The sequence below is a fragment of the Rhodopseudomonas faecalis genome, assembly GCF_003217325.1.
GTDB classification, from domain to species: domain Bacteria; phylum Pseudomonadota; class Alphaproteobacteria; order Rhizobiales; family Xanthobacteraceae; genus Rhodopseudomonas; species Rhodopseudomonas faecalis.
Genome location: NZ_QJTI01000015.1, coordinates 1 through 20,120 on the forward strand (window position 1 = coordinate 1; position 20,120 = coordinate 20,120).

Consider the following 20,120-nt stretch of genomic DNA (forward strand, 5'->3'; position numbering starts at 1 on the left):
ATCACCGCTCTGCAGATAGCGGTTGTAGTACTTCCGGAAGGTTTGCGAGCACGTGCCGTGATGACGGTAAAAGTCGCCCACTCGACGGAATTGGGGCGAGCGACCTTCCTTCACCGCCTCGTACTCGGCGATCAGAAAACGCCACTTCTGGATGTAATTCCGTTCGATCGTCCGATCAAAGCTGTTGTCACGCATCGAAGCCTCCCTGAAGGGCGGATTCGATCACCGAATTGTTGAACATGCACAATTGCGAGCCGAAGGCGAAGCAATCCAGAAGCCACGCGGTTCGAAGCTGGATTGCTTCGTCGCTTCGCTCCTCGCAATGCGAAGCTTGTCGTCACCGATCGATTAAGAGCACCAGGTGCTCTCCATACGTGCCATTACTTTACTTCGCCAAGACGTGGTGATCGATCTCGGCGATCGAATTGACGCCGCACAGCGCCATGGTGGTCGACAGCTCGTTTTTGATGATGTCGATCGCCTTGGCGACGCCGGGGCCGCCAAAGGCGCCGAGGCCGTAGATGTAAGCGCGGCCGATCATGCACGACTTGGCGCCGAGCGCGAGCGCCCGCATCACGTCTTGTCCCGAGCGGATGCCGCCGTCGAACATCACTTCAATGCGGTGGCCGAACTGATCGACGATCTGCGGCAGCACCTCGATCGATGACGGCGCGCCGTCGAGCTGACGGCCGCCATGGTTCGACACCACCAGCGCCTCGGCGCCGGCCTTCACTGCCAGCGCGGCGTCTTCGACGTCGAGAATGCCCTTGATGATCAGCTTGCCGGGCCAGATCGACCGAATCCAGTCGATGTCCTTCCAGTTCAAGGACGGATCGAATTGCGACGCCACCCAGGCCGACACCGAGCCGAGATCTTTCGAGCCGGGCAGGTGGCCAGCGATGTTGCCGAAGTTGCGGCTCTTGGCGCCAAGGATGCCTTTCACCCAGCCGGGTTTGCTGGCGATGTCGATGATGTTCTTTAGCCGGAAGATTTCCGGCGGCACCGACATGCCATTCTTGATGTCCTGGTGGCGCTGGCCGATCACCTGCAGATCGACGGTCAGCACCAGCGCGCTGCATTTGGCGGCGATGGCGCGCTCGATCAGCGCTTTCACAAAGCCGCGGTCGCGCATCACATAGAGCTGAAACCAGAATGGCTGATCGACATTGGCGGCGACGTCTTCGATCGAGCAGATCGACATGGTCGATAGCGTGTAGGGAATGCCGGCGGCGTGCGCAGCGCGGCAGGCGTGAATCTCGCCGTCGCCATGCTGCATGCCGGTGGAGCCGACCGGCGCCAGAATCAGCGGCAGCGCGGCGCGTTCGCCGATGATGGTGGTGCTGAGATCGCGCTTGGCGATATCGACCAGAATGCGCTGCCGGAATTTGATTTTCTTCAGATCGTCGCGATTGGCGCGCAGCGTTTCCTCGGCATAGGAGCCGTGATCGACATAGTCGAAGAACATTTTGGGCACGCGGCGCCGGTGGATGTCGCGCAAATCTTCGATGCAGGTAATTTGCTTCATGAACGTTCCCAACCTTAGTTCCAACCGATGGCGCACCAGCGCAGCGGCCGAGTGCTAAAGCAATTCGCTGGCAACGGAAATCGGATCGCCGCCGGACTGGAACCCCGCCGTGCGCTTCGCGTTGCCGGCAAGGAGACCAGAATGGAGGCGTAGTATGGCGGACCACGCCGCAGATGACGACAAGAAGGCGAAGGACAAACTGGCCGAAGAGAAGCAGGCCAAGGATCGGGAACTCGACCAGGCGCTCAAGGATTCTTTTCCGGGATCCGACCCGGTAAGCATCACCCAGCCGGCGCCTTCGAAGGACGATGCGTCGTCCTCAGGATGAACCTGGGGACGGAAGCGGTGCGCCGTCGCTGCGCATCTCCGCCATAATTGGCGCTTTTTTCAACAACTTAGGGCGCTCCCGAGGTCCCCGGTCGTAACAATTCATCATATTTCTTGAGGTCATCTCAATCAGAAACGCCCTATAAGCCGGAACAGCCGGTGGGCGGTGGCGGCGTTTCTAATTCAGTGACCTTGGGGGATCGATGAGTCGCAAATATTTTGGGACCGACGGAATTCGTGGCCGTGCCAATGGCCTGATTACGCCGGAACTCGCGATGAAAGTCGGCCAAGCCGCCGGTCTGGTGTTCCAGCGCGGCGAGTACCGCCATCGCGTGGTGATCGGCAAAGATACAAGGCTGTCGGGCTACATGATCGAAACCGCGCTGGTTGCCGGTTTCACCTCGGTCGGCATGGATGTGCTGCTACTCGGCCCGATGCCGACGCCAGCGGTGGCGATGCTGACCAAATCGATGCGCGCCGATCTCGGCGTGATGATTTCGGCGTCGCATAATCTGTTCGAGGACAACGGCATCAAGCTGTTCGGCCCGCATGGCTTCAAGCTGTCGGACGATGTCGAACGCCAGATCGAGCAATTGCTCGACGAATGCCTGGATAAGCGCCTGGCGCCCAGCACCAGCCTCGGCCGCGCCCGCCGTATCGACGGCGTGCACGATCGCTACATTGAATTTGCCAAGCGGACCTTGCCGCGCGACATCAGCCTGGAAGGGCTGCGCGTCGTGGTCGATTGCGCCAATGGCGCGGCCTACAAGGTGGTGCCGGAAGCGCTGTGGGAACTGGGCGCCGACGTGGTCTCGATCGGCGTCGATCCGGATGGTTTTAACATCAACAAGGAATGCGGCTCGACCGCGCCGGAAGCGCTGAGCCGCAAGGTGCGCGAGATGCGCGGCGATATCGGCATCGCGCTCGATGGCGACGCCGATCGCGTGATCCTGACCGATGAGCGCGGTCATGTCATCGACGGCGACCAGCTTTTGGCGGTGATCGCGCAGAGCTGGCAGGAAGACGGCCGGCTCGCCAAGCCGGGCATCGTCGCCACCGTAATGTCCAATCTCGGGCTGGAACGGTTCCTCGGCGAGCAGGGCATCGAGATGATGCGCACGCCGGTCGGCGACCGCTACGTGCTCGAGCAGATGATGAAGGGCGGCTACAATCTCGGCGGCGAGCCGTCCGGCCACATCATCCTCTCCGACTACGCCACCACGGGCGACGGCTTCGTCGCGGCGCTGCAGGTGCTGGCGGTGGTGCAGAAGCTGGGCCGGCCGGTTTCCGAGGTCTGCCACCGCTTCGATCCGCTGCCGCAGATCCTGAAGAATGTGCGCTATCGCAACGGCAAGCCGCTCGACAATGCCGGCGTGAAGTCGGCGATCCGCGACGGCGAACAGCGCCTGAACGGCCACGGCCGGCTGCTGATCCGGCCGTCCGGCACCGAGCCGGTGATCCGGGTGATGGGCGAGGGCGACGATCGCGAGATCGTGGAAGAAGTGGTCGACACCATCTGCAGTGCGCTTGGCGACGCCGCCGCTGCCGCGTAGCGGAAGCCGGCGCCGCGGCTGCAACCCAGCCATGGTTAACTGAGCGCTAGCGCGTGTCGTTCGCGCCCTTTAATGATTTCAGTTCGACGCCGGTCGCTTCGGTGCGGCCGGCGCTTGCTTTTTTCATTCAAGATGTGTCGGAACCGCCGTGAACAAGCCTGTCGTCGTCGCCCCTGAGGATCAGTCCACGCCGGTTGCGGCGCCGAACGCTGCAACCACGACAGTGGCCGCGGCCGGGCCGGCCTATCTGGTGCTGGGCGGCATCAGCGTCTCGCATTTCCTCAACGACACCATGCAGTCGCTGATTCAATCGGTGTATCCGATCCTGAAGGCCAACTACGCGCTCGACTTCGCCCAGATCGGCCTGATCACGCTGGCGTTCCAGTTCACGGCGTCGCTGCTGCAGCCGGTGGTCGGTCATCTCACCGATCGCAAGCCGCAGCCTTATTCGCTGTCGGTCGGCATGGGTTTTACGCTGTGCGGCCTGCTGCTGCTGTCGGTGGCGCATCATTATCTGATCATTCTGGTGGCCGCCTCGATGATCGGGCTTGGCTCGGCGGTGTTCCATCCGGAATCGGCGCGCATCGCGCGGCTGGCGTCCGGCGGCCGCTATGGCATGGCGCAATCGGTGTTTCAGGTCGGCGGCAATTTCGGCACCGCAATGGGGCCGGTGCTGGCGGCGCTGATCGTGGTGCCGTTCGGGCAGCCGAGCATCGCTTGGTTCGCGTCGATCGCCTTTGTCGCGATCCTGATCCTGTGGCGGATCGGGCGTTGGTATCAGCCGCAGATCGCCAAGAAGAAGGCGATGGCTGCCGCGCGGCATCCGGACGGACCCAGCTCGCGCCGGGTGATGGTGGCGCTGGTGGTGCTGGTGGTGCTGCTGTTCTCCAAGCAGGTCTATATGTCCAGCCTGTCGAGCTACTACACCTTCTATCTGATCGGGAAGTTTGGGGTCTCGACCCAGACCGCGCAAATCTATCTGTTCATGTTCCTGGCGGCGACCGCGGCCGGCGTGTTCTTTGGCGGGCCGCTCGGCGATCGTTTTGGCCGCCGCTATGTGATCTGGTTCTCGATCCTTGGCGCGCTGCCGTTCACGCTGGCGCTGCCCTATGTCGGGCTCTATGGCAGCGCGGTGCTCAGCGTGTTCATCGGCTTCATCCTGGCGTCGGCAACCCCGGCGATCATCGTGTTCGCCCAAGAACTGATGCCGCATCGCTTTGGCATGATCTCCGGCCTGTTCTTCGGCTTCACCTTCGGGATCGGCGGCCTCGGCGCTGCTGCGCTTGGCCAGCTCGCCGACCGCACCGGCATCGAGTTCGTCTATCAGCTGTGCGCATTCCTGCCGGCGATCGGACTGCTCGCGATATTCCTGCCGCGCATGCCAAAGCACGCGCGCTAAGCGCTGTGCGGCCGTCGCAAGGCGGCCGCGCCGGGCTCCAATATTCGTGAACGAAGTGTTACCGAATCGCGCGCCGCGGAACATGCGCGGCAGCGCACGAGCATCGGAGACACAAAAAATCAACCTTAAAAATTAGGGTTAAGTCACGCTTAAGGAATAGCTGGCATCGTCTGTCCATCAGTACCCCGGCGTGAGCTCTCACGGCCGTCTCGATTGCTAAAGGACGACGCCAATGCGTAGCGTGAAATTTCTACTGGCCGCCGGAGCGGCTTCATTGCTGAGTTCGACTGCTGCCTTCGCCGCCGACATGCCGATCGCGCCACCGCCGGCTTACGCGCCGCCTCCGATCGAGGATTTTGGCGGCTGGTATCTGCGCGGCGATATCGGCATGACCAATCAGCGCTATAGCGATTTGAACGATGCCTTTCTGGCCAGCGTCGCCGGTCGGCAGTGGCTCGACAAGGGCGGCTTTGACAGCGGCATGCTGTATGGCTTTGGTGTCGGCTATCAGTTCAATAGCTGGTTCCGCGCCGATCTCACGGGACAATACCGCGGCCGGACCAAGTACACCGCGCTCGATTCGTTTATGAATGGCGCTGCTGTTAACACGAACCACCTCGAAGCGACCAAGTCCGAGTGGCTGTTGATGGCCAATGGCTATGTCGACCTCGGAACCTGGTGGTGCGTGACCCCGTTCGTCGGCGCCGGCATCGGTGCGGCCCGTGTTACGCTCGACAATTGGCGCGATACCAATGTCATTGCCGGTGGCGGTGCTTGGGCTCCGGGGGCTTCGACCTGGAATTTTGCCTGGGCGGCTCATGCCGGTCTCGCTTACCGGGTCAGCCCGAGCTTCACGGTTGAACTGGCCTATAGCTATGTCAGCCTCGGCTCTGGCCGGACCGGCGACCCGCGCGAGCTGAATGGTAATAACCCGTTGGTCGGCAACTATGTCGAGCTCAAGGATATCACCTCGCACGACATCAAGTTCGGCGTGCGCTGGAATCTCGATGCGCCGCCGGTCTATGTGCCGCCGCCGCCCTTGATCCGCAAAGGCTGATCGCAGCCTCGATTGTGTTAGTGATTGTTAACGGCGCGGGCTCCTCCCGCGCCGTTTTCTTTGGTGCGATCTGAGATTTCGCAACGATTGATTAAGGTTAACCGGTGATGATCGCAGCGCATAAGTGTCGAGGAGCGTTGCGATGCGTGGGCTGGTGGTAGCGGTCGCTTTCGGGGTGATAGCGCAGAGTGCGGCGGCTGCAGATATGCCGCTGTTGCGTGGCTCGCTGCTCGACAGCCCGCGACGTTACGTCAATTGGGAAGGGTTCTATGTCGGTGGTCAGGCCAGTTACGGCACCACCGACTCGAATTTCGTCAATTCGACCAAGGGTGTCGTCGATCAACTGTTGGCCGTCACCGTCCTCAACGCCGAGATGAACGTCTCTAGTTGGCCCGTGCTTGGCAAGCAATCAAGTCATGGCCAGGGCTATGGCGGCTTTGTTGGTTACAACTGGCAGTGGACTGACGTCGTTCTCGGCCTGGAAGCGAACTACATTCACGGCAAATTCGATAACTCCGACAGCAATGCGAGCAATCCCATGGCGCGCTGCATGACGCTTTCGGATGGACGAGATCACTGTCCGGCCTATGCAGCCGATGGATCCATCTCGATCAAGGATCTGGGTTCGGTGCGGGCGCGGGCGGGCTGGATGATCGGCGGATTTCTGCCATACATGTTCGGTGCCGTTTCGCTGGGGCAGGCTGATATCGTCCGCTCGGCTACGATCGCGGATCGGCTGTATGACGCACAGGGCGGTTATCTAGGTACCAATTTTTTCGCTAAAACCGATGTGCTGCGCGGCCACTTCATCTACGGCTATGGCGGCGGGCTTGGCATCGACATGATGCTCTATGAAGGCCTGTTTTTGCGCGCTGAGTGGGAATATCTGAAATTCGCGGCGCCGATCGACACCAGCGTTTCGACCGTTCGTGGCGGCGTCGGTTACAAGTTCTGATAGCGGTCGCCGTGGTCGGGCTGATCTGCCGGACCGTGCGGCCGTGTTTTGGATGTGCTATTTGTCCGCAGGATCATTGCAGCAATAGGCAAGGGTAGGGCATGACCGGAGAAGCCATCACCATCCGGCCAGCGAAGCGCGCTGATGTGGTCGCGATCGTGAAGTTGCTCGCTGATGATCCGCTCGGTCAAAACCGCGAGCTGGTGGTGGAGCCTCTGCCGGCGAGCTACTACAAAGCTTTTGATGCGATGCACCGTGCCCATCACATTCAGATGATGGTGGCGGAGGATGCCGACGGACAGGTGGTTGGTTGCCTGCAACTGGCGATTCTGCCGGGGCTGAGTTCGCAGGGCGCCTCGCGCGGCATCATCGAGGATGTCCGTGTGGTCAGCGATCGTCGCAGCCAGGGCGTCGGTGAGCGGCTGGTGCGCTGGGCCATTGGCGAAGCGCTCGCCAACGGCTGCAAACTGCTGGAATTGTTCACCCACGAAAGCCGGGTCGATGCCCAGCGGTTCTACAAGCGCCTCGGGTTCCAGCCGAGCCATGTCGGCATGACCATGCGGTTTTGATTGCACCCGGTGCAGCTCCTTTAACCTAGGGTTGTTACGGGGCTGCAGCTTAATGCTCGAGTAAGTAGTGTTTCGCAGTTTAGCAATCGATCTCACCGCGCGATAACCGGCCTTCGCGAGTGATCGCGTGTGCTGTTCGACTGCTGGATGCGAAAGTGACTGACATGGCCCGTGCAATCGCCAAGCCGACAGGCGTTGAATGCCGATTCGATGATCACGAATTGATTGTTACCAAGACTGACCTCAAAGGCCGGATCACCTACGCCAACGACGTCTTCATACGGCTGTCGAAGTTCAGCCGACGAGAGGTGATTGGCGCCCCGCATAATCTGATCCGCCATCCCGATATGCCGCACTGCATCTTCAAACTGCTATGGGACACGATCCAGGCCAAGAAGGAGATCTTCGCCTATGTCGTCAACATGGCGCGCGACGGCGATCACTATTGGGTGTTCGCGCACGTCACCCCCACCTTTGACAGCCATCGCAATGTGATCGGCTTTCACTCCAATCGCCGCAAGCCGGACCGTGCTCAGGTGGCGACAATCGAGCGGCTCTACGCGCAGTTGCGCGCAGAGGAGCGGCGGGCCGGCGGCGCCAAAGAAGGCATGAATGCGGGCAGCGCAATGCTGATGAAAATGCTCTCCCAGCAAGGTGTGGCCTATGACGAATTCATCTTCTCTGTCTAAGGCGCAGTTCGCGCTGCTCGCGGCGGCGGTCGTGATTCTTTTGCTCGTTGTCATGCGCGCGCTGGATGGCGTACTTGGCCCGATGGCGGAAATTGTAGCCGCCCTCGTTGCCGTCGGGCTGATTGCTCTCGCCAGCCAGCAACTCAGCCGCGGCACAGCGGCGGTTGCGGAAATCGCCGCGGTTTGTGAGAAGGCTCGCCATGGAGATCTCGAAGCCCGCACGATGGGCCGCCGCGACGCAGGCGACCTCGGGCGGGCGCAGGCCGAGGTCAACAATATGCTTGATATTGTCGACGCCTTCGTCCGTGAGGCGTCAGCGTCGATGGACTACGTCTCGCAGGGCAAGACCTTCCGCAAGGTGCTGACGCGCGGCTTGCCGGGCTCGTTCTGCATTGCGGCGAACACCATCAATGCCAGTACCGACCTGATGGATCACAAGGTCCGGGAGGTCTCCAATGTGTCACAGCATTTCGCGGTTGGGATGGATCAGGTCGCTACGACGCTGATCAGCGCGTCGGATGAATTGCAAGGCGCGGCCGGTTCGATGGCTGCGGCCGCCGAGCAAACCAGCCGGCAGTCGACCAGCGTTGCGTCCGGTTCCGAAGAGGCGTCGGCCAGCGTTCAGTCGGTGGCGAGTGCAGCGGAGCAACTGACGGCGTCGATCTTGGAAATCTCGCGGCAGGTTCAACTGTCGGCGACCAGCACCAAGCAGGCGGTGCAGGAAGCCACCGAGACCAACGACAAGATCCGCAATCTTTCCGACGCCGCGCAGCGGATCGGCGATGTCGTCAAGCTGATCAATGCGGTTGCGGAACAGACCAACCTGTTAGCTTTGAACGCGACGATCGAAGCCGCGCGCGCCGGCGAATCGGGCAAGGGCTTTGCGGTCGTTGCCTCAGAGGTGAAGGCGCTGGCCACGCAAACGGCGAAGGCGACCGAGGAGATCACCGCGCGCATTGCCGAGATGCAGACGGTCACGGAACAGTCGGTCGAAGCGGTCGAGATCATCAGTCAGCGCATCAAAGAGATCAATGATGTGTCGGGCATAATCGCTGCCGCAGTGGAGCAGCAGGGCGCTGCGACGCGGGAAATCGCTAACAGCGTGCAGCAGGCGTCCAGCGGCACGTCGGAAGTATCAGCGAACATCGTTGGGATCAGTCAAGCCGCTGACGACACCGGGCGGATCGCAACGCGGGTCAACCATGCCTCCCACAGCATTGCTGCGCAGGTCGAGACCTTGCGCAACGAAGTGCGGCAGTTCCTCGCCAAAGTCTCGGCGGCGTAGCGCCGCTGCGAGTTCCAGGAACGTGGCGCCGCGGCCTCTGTTGCTCCCTGGTCGAAACTTCCAGGGAGAATGTCATGGTTCTGAAATATCTACTGATCGCGGGCCTGATCAGCGCATCATCGGCTGCTGCGGCGCAAAGCGGCGGCGTCGGTGCGGCGCCGGGCGGTGCCGGTGTCGCCAATAGCCCGAGCACCACGGTACAGAGCCCCGGCGGCGCCGGGATCAACCCCGGCACCTCGACCACCACAGGGACCGGCACGTCGAGCAGCACGGCAACCAATCCCGCTGCCGCTACTAATCAGCCCGGCGCGCCCAATACGCAGACGCCCGGCACGATCGGCACCGGCGCCGCGCCAAGCGGCCTGCCTGGTGATAGTCCGAGTACCCCTGGCTATCCGGGCCGGGTCGGTCAGTAACAGTATCGACGCCATCGCAGCAAAAGGCGCGAGCGCCCCTGTTTTCAGGGCGTTCGCGCTTGCGCCATCGCAAGGTGGCGGGCCGTTCCAGGCGCTAGGCAGGCCGGGCCGGGATTCCAAAGTCTAGCTTTTCCGGTGAAAATCGGCAGGGAAGTTCCTTGACATTGGAGCGCAGAGGTCTATTCCCAGCGGCGGGAAACCTCTCCCCAACGAGAGGCAGCTATCTGGAAGGATAGACTACATGACGACGAAGCCCGCATCGCGGCCCACGAACTCCAATTTCTCCTCCGGCCCCTGCGCCAAGCGCCCCGGCTGGACCCCCCAACAACTGAACGACGCTCCGCTCGGCCGTTCGCACCGTGCCAAGGTCGGCAAGGCCAAGCTCAAGCTGGCCATCGACCTGACCCGCGAAGTGCTGGAAGTGCCCGCCGATTACAAGATCGGCATCGTTCCGGCCTCCGACACCGGCGCGGTCGAAATGGCGCTGTGGTCGCTGCTCGGCCCGCGTCCCGTCACCGCCATCGCCTGGGAATCGTTCGGCGACGGCTGGATCGGCGACATTACCAAGGAACTGAAGCTGAAGGACGTCACCAAGCTCAAGGCGGGCTATGGTGAGCTCCCCGACCTCTCCAAGGTCGATCCGGCTTCCGACGTGGTGTTCACCTGGAACGGCACCACCTCCGGCGTGCGCGTGCCCAATGCTGACTGGATCAAGGCCGATCGCGAAGGCCTGACCATTTGCGACGCCACCTCGGCGGCGTTCGCCCAGCCGCTCGATTGGGCCAAGCTCGATGTCGTGACCTTCTCCTGGCAGAAGGCGCTCGGCGGTGAAGCCGCTCACGGCATGCTGATCCTCAGCCCGCGCGCGGTGGCCCGGCTTGAGAGCCACACCCCGGCCTGGCCGATGCCGAAGATCTTCCGCCTGACCAAGGGCGGCAAGCTGATCGAGGGTATCTTCCAGGGCGAGACCATCAACACCCCGTCGATGCTGTGCGTCGAAGACTATATCGACGCGCTCAACTGGGCGAAGTCGGTTGGCGGTCTCAAGGGTCTGATCGGCCGCGCCGATGCCAGCACCAAGGTGATCACCGACTGGGTCGCCAAGACCCCGTGGGTTGATTTCCTCGCCACCGATCCGGCGATCCGCTCCAACACCTCGGTGTGCTTGAAGGTGGTTGATCCCGCGATCACCGCGCTCAGCCCCGAAGCCCAGGCCGATTTCGCCAAGAAGCTGGTGGCGGCGGTCGAAAAGGAAGGCGCGGGTTACGACCTCGGCGCCTATCGCGATGCTCCTCCCGGCTTGCGCATCTGGTGCGGCGCCACGGTGGAAACCGCCGACGTTGCGGCCCTGACGCAGTGGCTGGACTGGGCGTTTGAAACCACCAAGGCCTCGCTGAATCAGGCGGCCTGATGCTCTTAACCTCTCCCCGCCAAGCGGGGAGAGGTCGGATCGCTCTCGCGATCCGGGTGAGGGGCCAGGCACTGCGCTCATCTCACCGTTTGCATATGCGGGGACTCAGCAGCCCCTCACCCAGCCCTCTCCCCGCAAGAGCGGGGCGAGGGAGCGCACAGCATTCGTTGCAGCTTCAGCTCTCACATCAGCTTCAGCTTTAATTTCAGCTCAGGACAACTCCGATGACCAAACCCAAGGTTCTTATTTCCGACGCGCTGTCGGAAGCCGCCGTGCAGATCTTCAAGGATCGCGGCATCGACGTCGATTTCCAGCCGAGCCTCGGCAAGGACAAGGACAAGCTCGCCGAGATCATCGGCAATTACGATGGCCTGGCGATCCGCTCCGCCACCAAGGCCACCGCGAAGATCCTGGAAAAGGCCACCCGTCTCAAGGTGATCGGCCGCGCCGGCATCGGCGTTGATAACGTCGAAATTCCCGCGGCGACCGCCAAGGGCATCATCGTGATGAACACCCCGTTCGGCAATTCGATCACCACCGCCGAACACGCTATCACCATGATGCTGTCGCTGGCCCGCGAGATCCCCGCTGCCGACGCCTCGACCCAGGCCGGCAAGTGGGAAAAGAACCGCTTCATGGGCGTTGAGATCACCGGCAAGGTGCTCGGCGTGATCGGCTGCGGCAATATCGGTTCGATCGTTGCCGACCGCGCGCTCGGCCTGAAGATGAAGGTGATTGCGTTCGACCCGTTCCTGTCGCCGGAGCGCGCCAAGGATCTCGGCGTCGATAAGGTCGAACTCGAAGACGTGTTCAAGCGCGCTGACTTCATCACGCTGCACACCCCGCTCACCGACAAGACCCGCAACATCATCGACGCGGCCGCGATCGCCAAGATGAAGAAGGGCGTGCGCATCATCAACTGCGCCCGCGGCGGTCTGGTTGACGAGCAGGCGCTCGCCGAGGCGCTGAAGTCCGGCCAGGTGGCTGGCGCGGCGTTCGACGTGTTCACCGAAGAACCCGCCACTTCCAACGTGCTGTTCGGCCTGCCGAACGTGATCTGCACCCCGCATCTGGGCGCCTCCACCACGGAAGCTCAGGAAAACGTCGCGCTGCAGGTGGCCGAGCAGATGTCGGACTACCTGCTCACCGGCGCGATCTCCAACGCGGTGAACTTCCCCTCGATCACCGCGGAAGAAGCGCCGAAGCTGAAGCCGTTCATTGAACTGGCCGAAAAGCTCGGCTCGTTCGCCGGTCAGCTCACCGAGAGCAACATCGTCAAGGTGACCATCACTTACGAAGGCGAAGTCGCGGAAATGAAGATCAAGGCGCTGACTTCGGCGGCGCTGTCGGGTCTGCTGCGGCCGATGCTGGGCGACGTCAACGTCGTGTCGGCGCCGGTGGTGGCCAAGGAGCGCGGCATGGTGGTGGACGAGATCGTCCGCGCCGCCGAGAGCGACTATGAGAGCCTGATCACCGTGACCGTCGCCACTGAAAAGGGCGAGCGTTCGGTGTCCGGCACGGTGTTCGCCGACGGTCATCCGCGCCTGGTCGATATCAAGGGCATCCGCGTCGATGCCGAGTTCGGCAAGTCGATGGTCTATGTGACCAACGAGGACAAGCCGGGCTTCATCGGCAAGTTCGCCAGCCTGCTCGGCGATGCCAATGTCAACATCGCGACCTTCAGCCTCGGCCGTCACAGCCAGGGCGGCGATGCGATCGCGCTGGTCGAGATCGACGGGCCGATGCCGGCCGACGTGCTCGCCAAGGTGCAGGCACTGCCGCCGGTCAAGCAGGCCAAGGCGCTGCTGTTCTAATTACCAGCGCCGCGTCGCGACGCTTCGATCACCAAAAAAATGCATCCCTCCCCATTCGGGGAGGGATTTTTTTTGAGTCTGATTCAATTCGCGAATTGCAACGTATGTTCGCCAAGTGGAATTTTCGCAACTTTTACGGTAATAATCCGAAAAGCTTCTACCAATAGTGTGCGCCGCAAGAAACGCCCATGGGAGGGTGTGACGTGCTAATCGGAGCGCTCAGGTGAAGTTCAGTAATCTTCGTATCACGCCCAAGCTCGCCATTTTAGTTACCGTTGCGATGGTCGGCTTGTGTGCCGCCGGCGTCTATGCCGGCAACATGATGAAGCAGGAATTGCTCACGGCACGCATCGAGCAGACCAAGTACTTCGTCGATATGGGCCGCAATACCGCGCTGGCGTTGCAGAAGGAAGTCAATGCCGGCCAGCTCACCAAAGAGCAGGCGCTCGCAGAATTCAGCCGCCGCCTCGGCGCGATGACCTTCGACAACGGCAATGGCTATCTGTTCGCCTATGGCTATGACGGCATCACCATCGCTTCGCCCGACAAGAAGATGATTGGCCAGAGCTTCCTCAACGTCGCTACCGGCAATCGCTACCTGCTGCGCGAATTGCGCGATGAGGTGATGGCGAAGGGCGAATCGACGCTGTATTACGATTTCCAGCGCCCCGGTTCGGAGCAACTGCGTCGCAAGATTTCTTACGCCGTGATGATACCGCAGTGGAACGTGATCGTCGGCTCCGGCGCCTATCTCGACGATCTCGACGCCCGGCTGATGCCGATCGTCTCGGCGCTGGTCGCGGCGATTCTCGGTATCGGCGCAGTGTGTGGCGCGATTGCCTGGGTGATCGGCCGCTCGATCACCCGGCCATTGGCGAGGCTCGGCGACCGGATGCAATCGCTCGCCGAAGGCCAGCTCGATGCCGACATTCCGGGCACCGATCGCGGTGACGAAGTCGGCGCGATGGCCAAGTCGGTGCAGGTGTTCAAGGACAACGCGATCCGCATTCGCGGCTTGGAGCAGGTTGAGGCCGAGGCGCAGCAGCGCGCCGCCGAAGAACGCCGCCGCACCATGCTCGAGATCGCCGGTGATTTCGAGCGCAGCGTCAGCGGCATCGTCGGCTCGGTGGCGACCGCCGCGCGCAACATGCAGGCGACCGCGCAATCGATGACGACCACCGCGGGCGATGCTTCGACCCGCGCCGCCACGGTCGGCTCGGCCACGGAAGCGGCGTCGAGCACGATCGGCACGGTGGCGGCCGCGGCGGAAGAACTGTCGAGCTCGGTCGGCGAGATCGCCCGCCAGGTGGCGCAGTCGCGGGAAGTCGCCGGCAAGGCAGTGACCGATGCCGAGCAGACCAACGCCACGGTGCAACTACTGTCGACCGGCGCCGAGAAGATCGGCGAGGTGGTGCAGCTCATTCACTCGATCGCCTCGCAGACCAATCTGCTGGCGCTGAACGCCACCATCGAAGCGGCGCGTGCCGGCGAATCGGGACGCGGTTTTGCGGTGGTTGCCTCGGAAGTGAAGGCGCTCGCCAGCCAGACCGCCAAGGCCACCGAGGAAATTTCTTCGCAGGTAGCGGCGATGCAGGCTTCGACCAACGATGCGGTCAAGTCGATCTCCAGCATCGGCGAGACCATTGCGAAGATGAGCGAAATCACGGTGGCGATTTCCGGCGCCGTGGAGGAGCAGGGGGCGGCGACTCGCGAGATTGCGCGCAACATCCAGTCGGTGGCAACCGGCGCCAGCGAAATTCACGGCCACATCGGTGGGGTCGCGACCGCCGCGGAAGCGACCGGCGAGGCGGCTGCCGAAGTGCTGACCAGCGCCCGCGAGTTGGATGGTCAGTCCGGCAAGCTGCGCGAAGCGGTCGATCAGTTCCTCGGCAAGGTCCGCGCCGCGTAAATCATGATCCTGGCGGCGTGCAGCACACCGCCAGGACCAGCAACGATGCTGTGGTTGCCTTCGCCCGGGCTGATGATCTCAGTCCGGGCCTCTTTATGGCCGTTATACCAGCGACTCCGACCATTGACTTGTCATGCCCGCGCTTTGCGGGCATCCACGTCTTGAAAGCGGCGCAAGATCAAAGACGTGGATGGCCGGGACGAAGCCCGGCCATGACGTGCGAATAGGTTGGTATCAATTGCCGTTGGTATTACCTGTCGTGGCCGGTTACTTGGCCTTCAGGAAGTCGGCGACTTCGAGCAGCACGAATTCGTTGTCGTCGGCCTTGTTGGGATCGCGACTCGACGAGAACGGCAGGTTGTTGTCATTGCCGACGATGATGTGGGTGTCGTCAACCTTGTCGACATTCTCGATGGTGAAGAACGGGAACGCCAGCGCGCCGTCGGTCAGCTCCTTGCGCGCCTTCTTGTTCGGGTCACGGATCTTCATCAGATCGATGAAGCCGATCTTCTTGACCGGCTGGCCGACATTGGCGTCGCTCAGCTCGATCTTGTAAACGCGCTTGAACTTGGCGAGGTCAGCAAAGCAGTTTTCGGCGCGGGTGCCTTCGGCGCAAGCCTTGTCCTTGGTGCCTTCGCCATTGTCGCGCTCGATCACCAGGCCGTGGGTGGCGTCGATCATGTTGAAATCGCCGATCGCGTGGCCGTTGCTCTCGAACACATAGTGCCAGGAGCGGCCGGTGAATTTTTCGGCGGCGACGTCAAATTCCAGAATCCGCGCCACTTCGCGGCCATCGCGCTTTTCCCAGTCCTTGCTGTCGGCGTCCCACAGCGGACCCTCGAGCAGGGGATAGAGGTGCTTGCCGTCCTTGGACGCGGCGAACCCTTCAAAGCCCTTGGAGCGGCGCAGATTGACGCCGCTATAGCTGGCGCCCGGCGCGCCCGGCGACTGCACCGACCAATGATCCGGCGACTTCACCGGCTTGCCATCGGCAAGGGTTTCAAACACCGCGAGGATTTTGCCGCTGAGGTCGGCCTTCAGAATGTAGGGGCCGAATTCGTCGCCGATCCAGAAATGATCGCCGATGATCTGAAAGCCCTCGGTGTCGAAATCGGCGCCGGTCAGATAGCGCTGCTTGCTGTCCTCATGGAGGATGCGGAACGGCACCTTCTTGTCGGGGTCGTGCAGGAACACGGTCTGCTGGCGGTCCACTTTGCCGCTCTTCCAGTCGATCTTGTGCCGGCTGAGATAGAGCATCGAGTCCGGCGAATTGTAGCGCGAGCCGAAGCCATTGTCGGTCAGCACCCAGAAGGTGCCGTCCGCCATCGCCTTGATGCCGGAATGGCCCTGCAGCGGCTGGCCGTTGAACGGCACCGCGACGCCGGTCGGCCGGCCGTTCGACTTGCCCATCACCGTGCCCTGCGCGTCGACGCGGCGGCCGGTGGTGTATTTGCCAGAGGTCTTGAGGTCGTCCGGGGCGTCGGCCGGCGCGGCGACGAAGCTCTGCGCCGGCAGCACGGCATGGCCGGCCAGCGTGGCCGGGAATTCGCCCTCGCTTTGAGCAGCGGCGCCGCCGGCGGTCAGCAGCAGTGCAGCAACGGAACAAAGCCAACTATGTCGCATCGAAAAGCCTCCTTGTGATGACGCGGAGGCTTTTTGCCGAGCGACGATCACAGCCGGCTGACGGATCAATGACGACGTGATGAACGATCTGCGTTCAAGGCGCTTTGACAACGACTGCACCGCAACCTAACTTAGAATCCTTCTAATGAAGTTGGATGTCGCTGCGGATGAAGGCCTTTGCCGAACTGACGGAACGTGAAATTCTCGCCGTTGCAATCGCTGGTGAGGAAGAAGACAGCCGGATTTATCTGGCCTTCGCCGAAGATCTCGCGGAACGCTACCCAGACTCCGCCCGGCTGTTCACCGAGATGGCCGAGCAGGAGAAGAATCACCGCCACATGCTGCTACAGCTTTACGAGGATCGGTTCGGCCCCAATCTGCCGCCAATCCGTCGTGAAGACGTCAAGGGTTTTATCCGCCGTCGGCCGATCTGGATGACCCGCAATCTGCCGCTCGATCGAATCCGCAAGGAGGCGGAAACGATGGAGTTCGAGGCGCACCGCTTCTACACGCGCGCCGCCGAGCGCTCCACCGATGTCGGCATCCGCAAATTGCTGACCGATCTCGCCGAGATCGAGAAACACCACGAGCACAACGCGGCAAAACTGTCCGACAAGATTTTGACCGCGGAAGTGCGCAGCGAGGAGGATCACACCCGTCGCCGCATGTTCGTGCTGCAATATGTGCAGCCGGGCCTCGCCGGCTTGATGGATGGTTCGGTCTCGACGCTGGCGCCGCTGTTTGCGGCGGCGTTCGCGACCCACAACAATTGGCAGACGTTTCTGGTCGGTCTGGCGGCCTCGATCGGCGCCGGCATTTCGATGGGCTTTGCGGAAGCGCTGTCGGATGACGGCTCGCTCACCGGGCGCGGCTCGCCCTGGCTGCGCGGCACGATCTGCGGCCTGATGACCACGATCGGCGGCCTCGGCCACACCATCCCGTATCTGGTGCCCGATGCCTGGGCCAATGCGTTCTGGATCGCCACCGCGATCGCCGGCCTGGTGGTGTTCCTGGAGCTGTGGGCGATCGCCTATATCCGCGCCAAATACATGGACACGCCGTTCTTGCAGGCCGTGTTCCAGATCGTGCTGGGCGGCGTGGTGGTGCTGGCGGCCGGCATCTTGATCGGCGGCGCTTAGCGCCCCCGGCGCGGCGCGCCGGGGTGTTATCGTTGTCGACTAGCTGGTCTTCGGCTGGCGCGCGGCGACATAGACCCCGGCCAGCACCAGCGCATAGCCATAGGCGTGGAACAGCTGCGGCCGCTCGCCCAGGAACACGATCGCCATCGCCGAACCGAACACCGGGATCAGGTGAAAGAACGGCGCGGCGCGATTGGCGCCGATCAGCCGCACGCCGCGATTGTAGCAGAGATAGGCCAGGATCGACGGGAAGATCGCCACATAGGCCAGCGAGGCCGCGTTGGCGAAGTCGACCGCCGCCACCGGCCGCACCATCAGTTCCCAGACCAGCGGCGGAAACAGAAACAGCGCGCCGCAGCCGAACGTGAAGGCCAGGAACGACAGGCCGTGAATCGCCGGCCGCCGTTGCGTCAGTGCCGAATACAGGCCGAAGATCGCCAGCGCGGTGATGAAGATGATGTCGCCGCGATTGAGTTCGATTTTGGCGAGCTGGGTGAGGTCGCCGCGCAGCAGGATCACAAACACCCCGGCCATTGACACCAGAATGCCGAGCGCCTGCGTCAGTGTCAGCCGCACGCCGAGAATGATCAGCGACCACAGCGCCACGAACAGCGGCGCGGTCGATTGCAGCAGCAGGATGTTGAGCGCGGTGGTCGATTCCAGCGCGGTGTATTGCAGCGTGTTGAAGATCGAGATGCCGCTGATCGAGATCGCCAGCATCAATGGCAGCCGGCGGCGGATTTCGTGCCAGTCCTGGCGCAGATGGCGCCAGGCGAACGGCAGCACGATCAGAAACGCGCAGCTCCAGCGCAGGATCGACAGCGTCACTGGCGGAAAATGGCCAGCAGCGAGCCGGCCGACAATGGCGTTGCCGGCCCAGAACAGCGAGGTCAGGCTGAGCAGCAGATAAGGCTGGTCGGAGACCCAGCCGAAGCGGTGTGGATGAGAAGAAGGCGGCGCAGTCGTCATTCAAAGCCCGATCCAGGGCGCGGCCGTGCCTGCGGTTGCCTGCATGATGTGAGCGTCGCTTCCCTGGTTGTCGTCAGCAATACGGATTTTTGCGCCGATCACAATCTCGGCTGTGCCGCAGCTGTGCAGATTCAATCGGCGACCAGCGGCGTTGCCCGCGCGCCGATCGCTTGGCACAGCGCGTTTGGGTCGAGCCGGATCTGCAGCCCGCGCTGCCCGCCATTGAGATAGACCAGCGGTTCCGCAAGTGCGCTTTGTTCCACCGCGGTCGGCAGCTGCTTCTTCTGCCCGAACGGCGAGATGCCGCCAACGTGATAGCCGGTCAGCCGCTCGGCATCGGCCGGCTTCATCATCTTGGCGCTCTTGCCGCCAAAGGCACCGGCCAGCTTCTTCATGCTCACTTCGCGGTCGGAGGGCACCACCACGCACACCGGCTTGCCATCGACCTCGGCCATCAGCGTCTTCAGCACACAGCTCGCCGGCACGCCGAGCGCTGCGGCCGCCTGCAGCCCGATCGAGTCGGCATTGGGGTCGTAGTCGTAGTGATGCAGCGTGAAGTCGATCTTGAGCTTGTCGAGCGCCTGGGTGGCGCGGGTGGTCTTGGACATTGCGGCTCATTCATCCCATTGCGGCGCGAACGGCGGATTGACGAAGCGCTGGTCTTTCGGCAGCCGGGCGATCGCGGCGCGGTCATCGTCATCAAGCTTGAGATCGAGCGCGACGAGATTGCTGCGCTGGCTGGCGGGACTGCCTGATTTCGGAATCGCCAGCACGTTATCCTGTTGCAGCAACCACGCCAGCGCCACCTGCGATGGCGTGGCGCCATGCTTGTCGGCGATCGCCTGGAGCTGCGGATAAGAGGCGAGGCGGCCCTGTGCCAGCGGCGCATAGGCCACGATCGGAATGCCATGGCGCTGCGCATAGTCGCACAGCCGGCTTTGGCCGAGCAGCACGTGATATTCGATTTGGTTGCAGGCAATCGGCGCCTGCAGTTGCTCAACCGCCTGCTTGAGCAAAGCCACCGGAAAATTGCACACGCCGATCGCGCGGGCGCCGCCTTGCTCCTTGATGCTCAGCAGCGTGCGTAGCGCGGCGGCAAGGTCCATGTCCGGTGCCGGCCAATGGATCAGATAAAAATCGACATAATCCGTCTTCAGCTTGGCGAGGCTGGCGTCAAACGCGCGGCGGATCGCATCGGGCGCCAGATTCTGCCACCACACTTTGGTGGTGATGTGAATCTGGTCGCGCGCAATGCCGGAGCTTGCCACCGCATCGCCGACCGCGTCCTCATTGGCATACATTTCCGCGGTGTCGATGTGGCGATAGCCGAGCGCCAGCGCGCTTTCGACCGCGGCGCGGCATGGTTCGCCTTGCAGCCGGAACGTGCCAAGCCCAAGCTTAGGAACCTGCAGTCCCTGGATAGTGATTCGATCCATGTCAGTTCCCATGCGCGCGGGGTGTCGGATGTGATCGTCAGACA

At 62.5% G+C, this 20,120-nt stretch carries 19 protein-coding genes; 13 read left to right on the top strand and 6 right to left on the bottom strand.

Annotated features, from left to right (window positions below):
• Nucleotides 1-195, bottom strand: a 195-nt coding sequence (locus tag BJ122_RS12490; RefSeq protein ID WP_146227188.1) for a hypothetical protein, incomplete at its 3' end; no start/stop codon positions are given.
• A 190-nt stretch (nucleotides 196-385) separates the two neighbouring features.
• On the bottom strand, nucleotides 386-1,525 hold the full coding sequence (locus BJ122_RS12495) for an alpha-hydroxy acid oxidase (RefSeq protein ID WP_110781331.1): 1,140 nt from the start codon (nucleotides 1,523-1,525) through the stop codon (nucleotides 386-388).
• Between the two features lie 154 nt (nucleotides 1,526-1,679).
• Here BJ122_RS12495 and BJ122_RS19290 point away from each other — a divergent pair, with 154 nt between their 5' ends.
• The 12 genes from BJ122_RS19290 (at nucleotide 1,680) to BJ122_RS12550 (ending at nucleotide 14,909) form a co-directional block, all read left to right on the top strand.
• Nucleotides 1,680-1,853, top strand: coding sequence for a hypothetical protein (locus BJ122_RS19290; protein ID WP_181418948.1), 174 nt, complete (start codon nucleotides 1,680-1,682; stop codon nucleotides 1,851-1,853).
• A gap of 202 nt (nucleotides 1,854-2,055) precedes the next feature.
• Nucleotides 2,056-3,405 (top strand): phosphoglucosamine mutase, encoded by a 1,350-nt coding sequence (glmM, locus tag BJ122_RS12500; RefSeq protein WP_110781332.1) that lies wholly within the window; start codon nucleotides 2,056-2,058, stop codon nucleotides 3,403-3,405.
• A gap of 148 nt (nucleotides 3,406-3,553) precedes the next feature.
• Nucleotides 3,554-4,804, top strand: coding sequence for an MFS transporter (locus BJ122_RS12505; protein ID WP_110781333.1), 1,251 nt, complete (start codon nucleotides 3,554-3,556; stop codon nucleotides 4,802-4,804).
• A 232-nt stretch (nucleotides 4,805-5,036) separates the two neighbouring features.
• Nucleotides 5,037-5,861: an outer membrane protein gene (locus BJ122_RS12510; protein WP_110781334.1), complete on the top strand. Its 825-nt coding sequence runs from the start codon at nucleotides 5,037-5,039 to the stop codon at nucleotides 5,859-5,861.
• Nucleotides 5,862-6,003: 142 nt separating this feature from the next.
• Nucleotides 6,004-6,816, top strand: a complete 813-nt coding sequence (locus BJ122_RS12515; RefSeq protein ID WP_110781335.1) for an outer membrane protein — start codon at nucleotides 6,004-6,006, stop codon at nucleotides 6,814-6,816.
• A gap of 101 nt (nucleotides 6,817-6,917) precedes the next feature.
• Nucleotides 6,918-7,385 (top strand): GNAT family N-acetyltransferase, encoded by a 468-nt coding sequence (locus BJ122_RS12520; protein WP_110781336.1) that lies wholly within the window; start codon nucleotides 6,918-6,920, stop codon nucleotides 7,383-7,385.
• Nucleotides 7,386-7,549: 164 nt separating this feature from the next.
• The gene (locus BJ122_RS12525) at nucleotides 7,550-8,074 is read left to right on the top strand and encodes a PAS domain-containing protein (protein WP_110781337.1); all 525 of its coding nucleotides are present in this window, start codon (nucleotides 7,550-7,552) and stop codon (nucleotides 8,072-8,074) included.
• A complete protein-coding gene (locus BJ122_RS12530; RefSeq protein WP_110781338.1) occupies nucleotides 8,049-9,359 on the top strand; it encodes a methyl-accepting chemotaxis protein in 1,311 nt (436 codons plus the stop codon). Before BJ122_RS12525 ends, BJ122_RS12530 begins: the two co-directional genes overlap by 26 nt.
• A 74-nt stretch (nucleotides 9,360-9,433) precedes the next feature.
• A complete protein-coding gene (locus BJ122_RS12535) occupies nucleotides 9,434-9,775 on the top strand; it encodes a hypothetical protein (protein WP_110781339.1) in 342 nt (113 codons plus the stop codon).
• A gap of 241 nt (nucleotides 9,776-10,016) precedes the next feature.
• Entirely contained in the window at nucleotides 10,017-11,186 is a 1,170-nt protein-coding gene (locus BJ122_RS12540) for a phosphoserine transaminase (RefSeq protein WP_110781340.1), read from the top strand.
• A gap of 224 nt (nucleotides 11,187-11,410) precedes the next feature.
• The gene (gene serA, locus BJ122_RS12545; RefSeq protein WP_110781341.1) at nucleotides 11,411-13,000 is read left to right on the top strand and encodes a phosphoglycerate dehydrogenase; all 1,590 of its coding nucleotides are present in this window, start codon (nucleotides 11,411-11,413) and stop codon (nucleotides 12,998-13,000) included.
• 223 nt (nucleotides 13,001-13,223) lie between these two features.
• Nucleotides 13,224-14,909, top strand: a complete 1,686-nt coding sequence (locus BJ122_RS12550; protein ID WP_110781342.1) for a methyl-accepting chemotaxis protein — start codon at nucleotides 13,224-13,226, stop codon at nucleotides 14,907-14,909.
• Nucleotides 14,910-15,176: 267 nt separating this feature from the next.
• On the opposite strand, the gene BJ122_RS12555 is transcribed toward BJ122_RS12550, so the two are convergent.
• A complete protein-coding gene (locus tag BJ122_RS12555; RefSeq protein ID WP_110781343.1) occupies nucleotides 15,177-16,532 on the bottom strand; it encodes an esterase-like activity of phytase family protein in 1,356 nt (451 codons plus the stop codon).
• Between the two features lie 167 nt (nucleotides 16,533-16,699).
• Here BJ122_RS12555 and mbfA point away from each other — a divergent pair, with 167 nt between their 5' ends.
• Nucleotides 16,700-17,671 carry an iron exporter MbfA gene (mbfA, locus tag BJ122_RS12560; protein ID WP_027276389.1) on the top strand — a complete coding sequence of 324 codons (972 nt, stop codon included), beginning with the start codon at nucleotides 16,700-16,702 and terminating at the stop codon, nucleotides 17,669-17,671.
• A gap of 39 nt (nucleotides 17,672-17,710) precedes the next feature.
• On the opposite strand, the gene BJ122_RS12565 is transcribed toward mbfA, so the two are convergent.
• The 3 genes from BJ122_RS12565 to BJ122_RS12575 all read right to left on the bottom strand — a co-directional run bounded on the left by BJ122_RS12565 (nucleotide 17,711) and on the right by BJ122_RS12575 (nucleotide 20,076).
• Nucleotides 17,711-18,640: a DMT family transporter gene (locus BJ122_RS12565; protein WP_110781344.1), complete on the bottom strand. Its 930-nt coding sequence runs from the start codon at nucleotides 18,638-18,640 to the stop codon at nucleotides 17,711-17,713.
• Between the two features lie 131 nt (nucleotides 18,641-18,771).
• Nucleotides 18,772-19,248 (bottom strand): Cys-tRNA(Pro) deacylase, encoded by a 477-nt coding sequence (gene ybaK, locus BJ122_RS12570; protein WP_103011194.1) that lies wholly within the window; start codon nucleotides 19,246-19,248, stop codon nucleotides 18,772-18,774.
• Between the two features lie 6 nt (nucleotides 19,249-19,254).
• Complete coding sequence (locus BJ122_RS12575) at nucleotides 19,255-20,076, bottom strand: aldo/keto reductase (RefSeq protein ID WP_110781345.1); 822 nt, start codon at nucleotides 20,074-20,076, stop codon at nucleotides 19,255-19,257.
• Nucleotides 20,077-20,120 lie beyond the last annotated feature (44 nt).